Genomic DNA, 7,745 nt, shown 5'->3' on the forward strand with positions numbered 1-7,745 from the left:
CCGTGCGGCGGCACAGCGCGCCGGCGGCGACGGCGCCGTACGCGCGGCCGCCGCCGGCCGGGGCGGTGGAAGGTCAGGAGCCGTGCGGGCAGTTGCCCCGGTACTCCTCGATGGTGAGGCCGGGCCGCGGCAGCGGGCACAGGAACTGCTCGTAGCGGGTGTCGTTGTCGATGAACCGCTTGAGCCAGGAAATGCTGTACTTCGCGATCGTCGTGTTCGACGTGTTGGGCGAGAAGTGCGTCGCGCCGTTCAGCTCCAGGTACGCGCGGTCCGTGGTGGAGGGCAGGCTGGAGTAGAAGGGCTCGGAATGGGTGGCGACCGGGGCGATGGTGTCGCCGTCGGCGCCCACGATCAGGGTCGGGGTGCTGACCTCGGGCCAGGTCTTGTCGAGGTTCCAGGGGGTGAGGGGGATGGCGGCCTGGAGCGAGGGCCGGGACTTGGCGGCCTCGAGCGTGCCGCCGCCGCCCATCGAGTGCCCCATGACGCCGAGCCGGCTGCTGTCGATCCGGCTGCGCACCGAGCTGCGCTCGGTGAGATAGTCGAGAGCGGCGAGCAGCTGCCGTCCGCGGGAGTCGGGCTGGTCGAGCGTGGTGAGGGTGTCGATGGTGAACACGACGAAGCCCTGCGAGGCCAGCCGCGGACCGAGCCAGGCGATGGAGGACTCGTACGCGGTGAAGCCGGGCGCGATGACGACGGCACCGAACGTGCCGTCGCTGGTGCTGGTCGGGTAGTAGATCGTGCCGCCGCCGAAGCCGGTGACGGCGAGCGACGAGACGCTGGTGTCCGACACGGAGTAGGGGCCGCGCAGTGCCTCGATGCTGGAGGTGGTCGGCGCCGGGCCTCGCTCGTACGGGTTGTCGGCGGCGTGGGCTCCCGGGCCGGTGAGGGTGCTGAGCGCGACGACGGCGGCGAGGGCCGCGGTGACACCGGCCAGCCGCCGGCGTGTGCCGCGGGGGGCAACGTGGTTGTGGGGGTTCTGCTGCACGACGAGTCGTCCTCTCTGTCGTGGCGAGTCGCCCGGCCGGTGGTCGCACACGGCCCGGGACACGTGGGGTCGCGTCCCGGGACATCCGCCGGACGGGCCTCGCCGATGAGCTGGCAGTGCCACTGTCGGCAGGCGCGGTGCCGGAGGGCATCGGCAGAATCACCGGTCTCGTGGGACTGGGCGGGCTACGGGTGAACCGATGGGCGGCGCCCGGGAACGCGTTGCGTCGCTGTCCTCCGGCCCGGGGCTTGCGGAGGCACCCGGTCCGTGTGACACGCTCGGCACCGGCCGGGCGACGTGGTGCGCCGGCCGATGTCGAGGTGCAGATCTCGGAGAGGCGGCGGTATGCGGATCGGACTGCTCGGCACCGGCCCCTGGGCGGACATGGCGCACGCGCCGGCCCTGGACCGGCATGTCGGAGTGGAGTTCGCCGGCGTGTGGGGACGCAGGCCCCAGGCCGCCAAGGAACTGGCGGAACGGCACGGCACGTGTGCCTACGACGATGTCGACGGCCTGTTCGCCGAGGTGGACGCCGTCGCGGTGGCGCTGCCGCCGGCCGTGCAGGCCGAGCTGGCGGTGCGCGCGGCGCGGGCCGGGTGCCATCTGCTGCTGGACAAGCCGCTCGCGACGACGGTGGCGCAGGGGCGGGCGGTGGTCGAGGCGGTGCGGGAGGCCCGTGTCGCCTCCGTCGTCTTCTTCACGGCCCGGTTCCAGCCCGGGACCGAGGCGTGGATCGCCGAGCAGGCCGAGACCGGTGACTGGTTCACGGCGCGTGCGCAGTGGCTGGGCGCGGTGTTCGGCGGCGACAGCCCGTTCGCGCGCTCGCCGTGGCGCCGCGAGAAGGGTGCCCTGTGGGACGTCGGCCCGCACGCCCTGTCCGTGCTGCTGCCGGTCCTGGGGGACGTACGGCAGGTGGCCGCGGCCGTGCCCGGTCCCGGCGACACCGTCCAGCTGGTCCTCGACCACACCGGCGGGACGTCCAGCACGCTCACCCTCAGCCTGTCGGCACCGCCCGCGGCGGCGGGCGCCGGGGTGGAGCTGCGCGGCGCCGCCGGGGTGACGCTGATGCCGGAGAGCGCGGAGGGTCCGGTGCCCGCGCTCCAGCGGGCCGTGGACGCCCTCCTGGCCGCGGCGCGCACCGGGCGTCCGCATCCCTGCGACGCGGTGTTCGGGCTCCGGGTCACCGAGATCCTCGCCGGTGCCGAGGAGCTGCTCGGCACCGGACGGTGACGCCGGTCAGCCGGCGGCGTCCTGCGTCCCGGACGAGGTCTCGCTCCACCGGAACCAGGCCCGGTCCCCCCGGATGTGCAGCAGGAACCCGGCGACCGGGCCTTCCGGCGAGGCCAGCGACACGCGTGTCGTGATCTGCGCGTACGCGGCCTCCCACTCCTGCCGGTGCCCGGTGTCGTCCCGCTCTGCCAGGGCGAGTTCGCGGGCGAACAGCTCCCGCACCGCCCCGAAGGCAGGACCGGGCCTGAAGCGGCCCGCGAGCCAGGGGAAGTCGGCGTCGTCCACGACGATCTCCCCGACCTCCGCCCCCGTCGTCCGGTCGCGCACGCGCCAGACGTCACCCTCGAACCCCACACCGCCTCCGTCTCCCGCAGGGCCACCCGCCCTGCGGGCCAGCATGCCACCCGGCACCGGCACCGGACGGGAGCGCGTCCGGCCCGGCGCGGGAGGCGAGCACCTGAGGTGCCGTCAGGTGCACAGCACGGCGGCGCCGGTCAGGTCACCGGTCTGCCCGACGGCACGCCTGCTCCCGCAGGGCCGCGTCCAGGCGGTCACGGACCTCGGTCTGGGCGGCTATGCGCTCGTCGAGCACCGCCAGCCGCTCCCGTGCCACTCGCAGCCCCTTGTCCGAGGGCGGTGCCCCGGCCACGTCGCCGTCCAGGCACGGCAGGAAGACGCGCACGTCGTCCAGGGTGAGCCCGACGGACAGCAGGTGGCGGATGTTGCGGACCCGCACCAGGGCCCGCTCGTCGTAGACGCGGTAGCCGTTGTGGGCCCGCTCGGAGGAGATCAGCCCGGCCTCCTCGTAGTGCCGCAGCGCCCGAGCGGTCGTGCCGGCTGCCCTGGCCAGTTCACCTATCCGCACCCGTCGCACCTCCCGGGCCATGCCTATCACGCCACGACCGCCCCTCCGTCGACCGGGAGCACGACTCCGGTGACGAAGGACGCGGCCGGCTCGGCGAGCCGGGTGATCGCCCATGCCACCTCCTCGGGCCGGCCGATCCGTCCCAGCGGGGTGTGCTCCAGCTGCCACCGCCGGACCGCGGCCATGCGCTCCGGCGTCAGGCCTTGGTGCTCGCCGATGGGGGTGTCGACGGCGCCCGGGGCGACCGCCACCACCCGGACGCCGCGCGGGGCCAGCTCGACGGCCCAGCTGCGCGTGAGCAGTTCGAGGGCGGTCTTGGTGGCCGCGTAGACGGAACTGCCCGGCCAGGCCCGCTGCCCCACCGACGTGCTGACGTTGACGATCACACCGCCGGAGGCTTCCAGAGGAGGCAGCGCCGCCTGGCTCAGCAGGACGGGGGCGACGAGGTTGGTCTGGAGCTGGGCCGTGATCAGCCGGGGAGTGAGAGTGCCGAGGGCACCGCTGTGCACGATGGCGGCATTGTTGACCAGGACGTCCAGTCGGCCATACGCCTCGGTCACGCTCCGGACGATGCGTTCGGGCTCCCCCTCGGCGGTGATGTCGGCGGGCAGCGGGGTGATCCGCTCGCACCCGGCCGCCGTCCGCGCGAGTGGTTCGCCGCGCCGTCCGACGGCGACCACCTGGGCCCCCTGTGCGGCGAAGGCGCGGGCGGTCGCCCGGCCGATGCCGGTGCCGGCTCCCGTGACGAGGACGGTTCTGCTGCTTCCAGAGGCGCTGATGTCCATGCCGGGCATCGTGCAACCCTGCCGTCGGCGGCAAGGTCAACGCACGTCGTTCTCCGTCAGCAGGCGGCACGCCAGGGCTCGTTCCCCGGCCCCGCCGCTCCCGTCGGCCTCCACCCGGTACAGCCGGGCCTCCGGCGCGCGGGTGACGGTGTCCGTCGGCACGCCGTCGGTGAAGAGGACGCCGACTCCGTCGTCCAGTGCCCAGCCGGCGGGCAGCGAGCCGGCGGCCACGGCCTGCCGGTAGGAAGGGCGGCGGCCCTCTTCGCTGTCGTAGTGCGGGCAGACCGAGCCGGGGAGCAGGCCCAGTCCGTCCGGGAGGAAGGTGAGCGGCCCGAAGGAGTCGGTGTGCGAGCCTTCGGCCCAGCAGTTGGCGCCCGCGCTGATCCCGCAGAGGACGGTCCCGCGGTCGTAGGCCTCGCGCAGGATCCGGTCGACGCCGTGCGCGCGCCAGACGGCCAGCAGGTTCGCCGTGTTGCCGCCGCCGACGTAGACGACGTCCTGGGCGAGCAGGAAGGACCGCAGCGCGTCGTCGTCGAGTTCCCGGCGGAACAGGGACAGCACGCCCGGTTCGCAGTCGCGTGACCGGAACGCGGTGAGGAACTGCTCGACGTAGGCGGGAGCGTCCCCGCTGGCCGTCGGAACGAAGCAGACCCTGGGCCGGGCCGCGCGCGCCCGGGAGAGCACCCAGGAGTCGAGCAGACCGTCCTCGTCGGTGGAGAAGCCTCCTCCGAGGAGGGCGAGTCGACGCTCGGGAATCGCAGCCATGGGGGACCTCCTGGGTACGCAGGTCTGCGGGTACGGCGACTCGCACGATGCCGGGCCGTCCCCCGTGTACGCAATCGAAAGGCCCGCCGCCCCTGTCGTCCGCCGCCTGCATTAAACGGGCCTTAAGTGCCGGTTAAGGCCTGCGGCCCTCGCCCGCATCCGCCAAGTTCCGGACCCGTCAGGGCTGTTGCGTGCTCGTCGGGGCGGTTGGCCCCGGCAGGTGTTCTGCGTACCATCGGGCCACCGTCCGAGAGCGCTCTCAGGAGACTCCCCCCTCGGAGACTCGGACTGTCATGTCCCGAACATTCTGGAGACCCCCCACATGACTCCTCGTCACCACCGCCCCCTCGGCCGCCGCAAGCTGCTCGTCGCGCTCGGCGGCGCCGTCGTGGCCGCGCCCGCCGTCGCCGCCGTCGCCCCCCACGCCCTCGCCGGCACGGACAGCGACGCGGCCGTTCCCGAGGCCGCCGGCGCGCTGCCGCTGACGATCGTCAACAGCACCGGTTCCTTCGGCAACGCCGACGTCCACGTCTACATCGTCGGCAACCAGGACGGCCGCCAGGTGCGCGTCACCCCCGACGGCACCGTCGCGCCCGTGGCGCTGTCGGACAACGGTGCCGACGGCTTCACCGACTACGCGATCAGCCTCGCCGGCAGCGGTGAGACAACGCTGTCACTGCCGTATCTGTCCGGCCGGATCTATGTGTCGCTCGGCGAGAAGCTGAAGTTCAAGGTGGTCGCCGACGGCGCCGGCAACCCCGCGCTGCAGTACCCGGCGGGCTGGGTCGCCTCCGACCCCAACCACCACGTGCTGCACGACTGCGCCGAGTTCACCTACAACTCCGCCGGGATGTTCTGCAACACCACCATGGTCGACATGTTCAGCGTGCCGCTGGCCATCCGGCTGACCGGCGCGAAGGACCAGACGACGGGCACCGTGCGCCCCGGCGGACGGGCGGCCGTCTTCGACGCCGTGCGGCGTGTCGAGGAGTTCGCCCCGCTGGTCGTGGACGACCTCCGGGTGATCGCTCCCGGGCACGGGCTGGACGCCGGTCTTTTCCCGGAGGACTACCTCGCCCCGTACATCGAGGAGGTCTGGAGCACCTACACCGGCAAGGACCTCACCGTCACCACCAACGCCGGCGCCTTCACGGGCCGGGTCCGCGGAGACCGGCTGACCTTCGGCGGGCCCGCCCAGGTGTCCTTCGCCAAGCCGTCCACCCGGGACGTGCTGTTCTGCGACGGCGCCCTCGCCGCGCCCAACGACGGCACGACCGGCCCCGTCGCCGCCGTCGTCGGCGCCGGCTTCAACCGCTCCACGCTGCTGTCCTCGGCCGCCCAGCCGACGACCGACCCCGCGACGTTCTACGGCACCGCCCTGACCAACCACTACTCCAAGGCGGTGCACGCGGCCACGGAGGACGGCAAGGCGTACGGCTTCGCCTTCGACGACGTGGCCGACTTCGCCTCATACGTGCAGGACACCGCACCCACCGGGATCCGGCTCACGCTCACCGCGTTCTGAGCTCCGGCGCGCTTCCCGGCGTGCGCCGGGCGGCGCGCCGTAGGAGCGTGGTGGTGTGCGAAAGGTGTCCGCCCTGCCGTCGCGCCGGAGCGAGGACCGGCGCGGCTGGCTGCGGGGGGCGCCGCCGCCCCGCTGGGTGCGGACGCTGCCGATCGCCATGGTTCTGGCGATCTGCGCCGCGACGCTCCTCAGCGACGACCGGCTCGACATCGGTTTCCTGCTGGGCGCCATCCCGCCGCTGGCCGTGCTGTCGTACGGCCCGCTGGCGACCGCCCTGCTGTGCGGCGCGGTGCTCGCGCTGCTGAACGTCCCGGCCTTCCAGCTCGACCGGCCGGGCAGCACCGACCTGCTGACCATCACCTTCGTCTCCGTGCTCAGCGTGTTCGTGTCCTTCGTGCGCAGCCGCCGCGACGCCCAACTCGACCTGGAGCGCACCGTCGCCGAGGCGGCCCAGCGTGCCGTCGCGCCCCCACTGCCCGAGCGGATCGGCGCGGTGGGCTGTACGGGGCTGTACCGGGCGGCGCAGCGCGGGACGCTGGTCGGGGGCGACTTCTTCGACGTGCGGGACGGCCCCTTCGGCATCCGGGCCGTGATGGGCGACGTGCAGGGCCACGGCCTCGCGGCGGTCGCGACGGTCGCCTCGCTGATGGGGGCGTTCCGGGAGGCGGTGCTCGACCAGCCCGACCTGGTGTCGGTCGCCGCGCGGCTCGACCGCAGGCTGCTGGTGGACTCGGCGGACGCGTGGCACGCCGAGCTGTTCGCGACGGCTGCGCTGCTGGAGTTCTCCGCCGACGCCCGCGAGGTGCGGGTGGTCGTCTGCGGGAATCCTCCGCCCCTGCTGCTGCGCGGCTCGAGGGCCACGGAGGTGGAGGTCGCGCCGTGGACGCCGCTGGGGCTGGGGCTGGCGGACGCCGCCTCGATCGAGGCGAGCACGGTCGCGCTGTGCCCCGGTGACCGGCTCTTCCTCGCGTCCGACGGGGTGGTCGAGGCCCGGGACGGCAGCGGTGCGTTCTATCCGCTGGCCGACCGGCTGGCCGCGCTGGCCGCCGGGGAGCCCGCCGGGCTCGCGGAGCGTGTCTGGGCGGACCTCGTGGGCTTCTGCCCGGACGTGGACGACGACGTCACGATGCTCGTCCTCACCCCTGCGCTCCCGCCCGCCCGCTGACGCCGCCCTCGTGCTCCCCCTCGGCGTCGATGTGGGGCAGGATCCGGTCGAGCCGTCGCGGGGTCCACCAGGCGACGGCGGCGAGGACGCTGCCGAATCCGATGAGCAGGACGACGACGGGGACGCCGTCCAGGTAGCCGTCGCCGAGTCGGAAGGGCTGGATGTCGAAGCGGACCGTGAGGTTCCCTCTTCTGTTCGGGCGGACTGCTCGATCGCGTCCATGAGACGCCGCGCCGCCGGGAGCGGCACCTCAGGGCAGGGGGCTCCCTCCGGATGCGGACGCCGCTTCGGCATTGAATGGTGTTATCGGGATAGTCGGCCGATAGCAGTGCGCCGACCGGGGAGGCCATGCCGCCGAGGATGGCGGCCGGGAAGGCCTTCAGGGCGATCTGCCCGGTGGTGCGCTCCAGGCCCGGCGCCGGGAA

The 7,745-nt window shown here is 73.7% G+C and carries 8 protein-coding genes and 1 pseudogene; 3 read left to right on the forward strand and 6 right to left on the reverse strand.

Features of this window, described 5'->3' with window-relative positions; all coding sequences use genetic code 11:
- Positions 1-73: 73 nt before the first annotated feature.
- Positions 74-985: a dienelactone hydrolase family protein gene (locus tag AB0E77_RS32790; RefSeq protein WP_361578197.1), complete on the reverse strand. Its 912-nt coding sequence runs from the start codon at positions 983-985 to the stop codon at positions 74-76.
- Positions 986-1,330: 345 nt separating this feature from the next.
- Between AB0E77_RS32790 and AB0E77_RS32795 the strand changes: the two genes are divergently transcribed.
- A complete protein-coding gene (locus tag AB0E77_RS32795; protein ID WP_361578200.1) occupies positions 1,331-2,215 on the forward strand; it encodes a Gfo/Idh/MocA family oxidoreductase in 885 nt (294 codons plus the stop codon).
- A gap of 6 nt (positions 2,216-2,221) precedes the next feature.
- On the opposite strand, the gene AB0E77_RS32800 is transcribed toward AB0E77_RS32795, so the two are convergent.
- From AB0E77_RS32800 to AB0E77_RS32815, 4 genes are all read right to left on the reverse strand, one after another.
- Positions 2,222-2,569 carry a hypothetical protein gene (locus tag AB0E77_RS32800; RefSeq protein ID WP_361578203.1) on the reverse strand — a complete coding sequence of 116 codons (348 nt, stop codon included), beginning with the start codon at positions 2,567-2,569 and terminating at the stop codon, positions 2,222-2,224.
- A gap of 145 nt (positions 2,570-2,714) precedes the next feature.
- Positions 2,715-3,080: a MerR family transcriptional regulator gene (locus AB0E77_RS32805; RefSeq protein ID WP_361578206.1), complete on the reverse strand. Its 366-nt coding sequence runs from the start codon at positions 3,078-3,080 to the stop codon at positions 2,715-2,717.
- A gap of 26 nt (positions 3,081-3,106) precedes the next feature.
- The gene (locus AB0E77_RS32810) at positions 3,107-3,874 is read right to left on the reverse strand and encodes an SDR family oxidoreductase (RefSeq protein ID WP_361578209.1); all 768 of its coding nucleotides are present in this window, start codon (positions 3,872-3,874) and stop codon (positions 3,107-3,109) included.
- A 27-nt stretch (positions 3,875-3,901) separates the two neighbouring features.
- A complete protein-coding gene (locus tag AB0E77_RS32815; RefSeq protein ID WP_361578212.1) occupies positions 3,902-4,630 on the reverse strand; it encodes a peptidase E in 729 nt (242 codons plus the stop codon).
- Positions 4,631-4,952: 322 nt separating this feature from the next.
- On the opposite strand from AB0E77_RS32815, the gene AB0E77_RS32820 reads away from it, so the two are divergent.
- Both AB0E77_RS32820 and AB0E77_RS32825 read left to right on the forward strand, forming a co-directional pair.
- Positions 4,953-6,155 carry a glycoside hydrolase family 64 protein gene (locus AB0E77_RS32820; protein WP_361578215.1) on the forward strand — a complete coding sequence of 401 codons (1,203 nt, stop codon included), beginning with the start codon at positions 4,953-4,955 and terminating at the stop codon, positions 6,153-6,155.
- Between the two features lie 55 nt (positions 6,156-6,210).
- Complete coding sequence (locus AB0E77_RS32825; protein ID WP_361578218.1) at positions 6,211-7,320, forward strand: PP2C family protein-serine/threonine phosphatase; 1,110 nt, start codon at positions 6,211-6,213, stop codon at positions 7,318-7,320.
- 326 nt (positions 7,321-7,646) lie between these two features.
- Here the strand turns inward: AB0E77_RS32825 and AB0E77_RS32830 are convergent.
- Positions 7,647-7,745: pseudogene (locus AB0E77_RS32830) on the reverse strand (branched-chain amino acid ABC transporter permease); the annotation flags it as partial.

It is taken from the genome of Streptomyces sp. NPDC032940 (genome assembly GCF_040636935.1).
GTDB lineage: Bacteria > Actinomycetota > Actinomycetes > Streptomycetales > Streptomycetaceae > Streptomyces.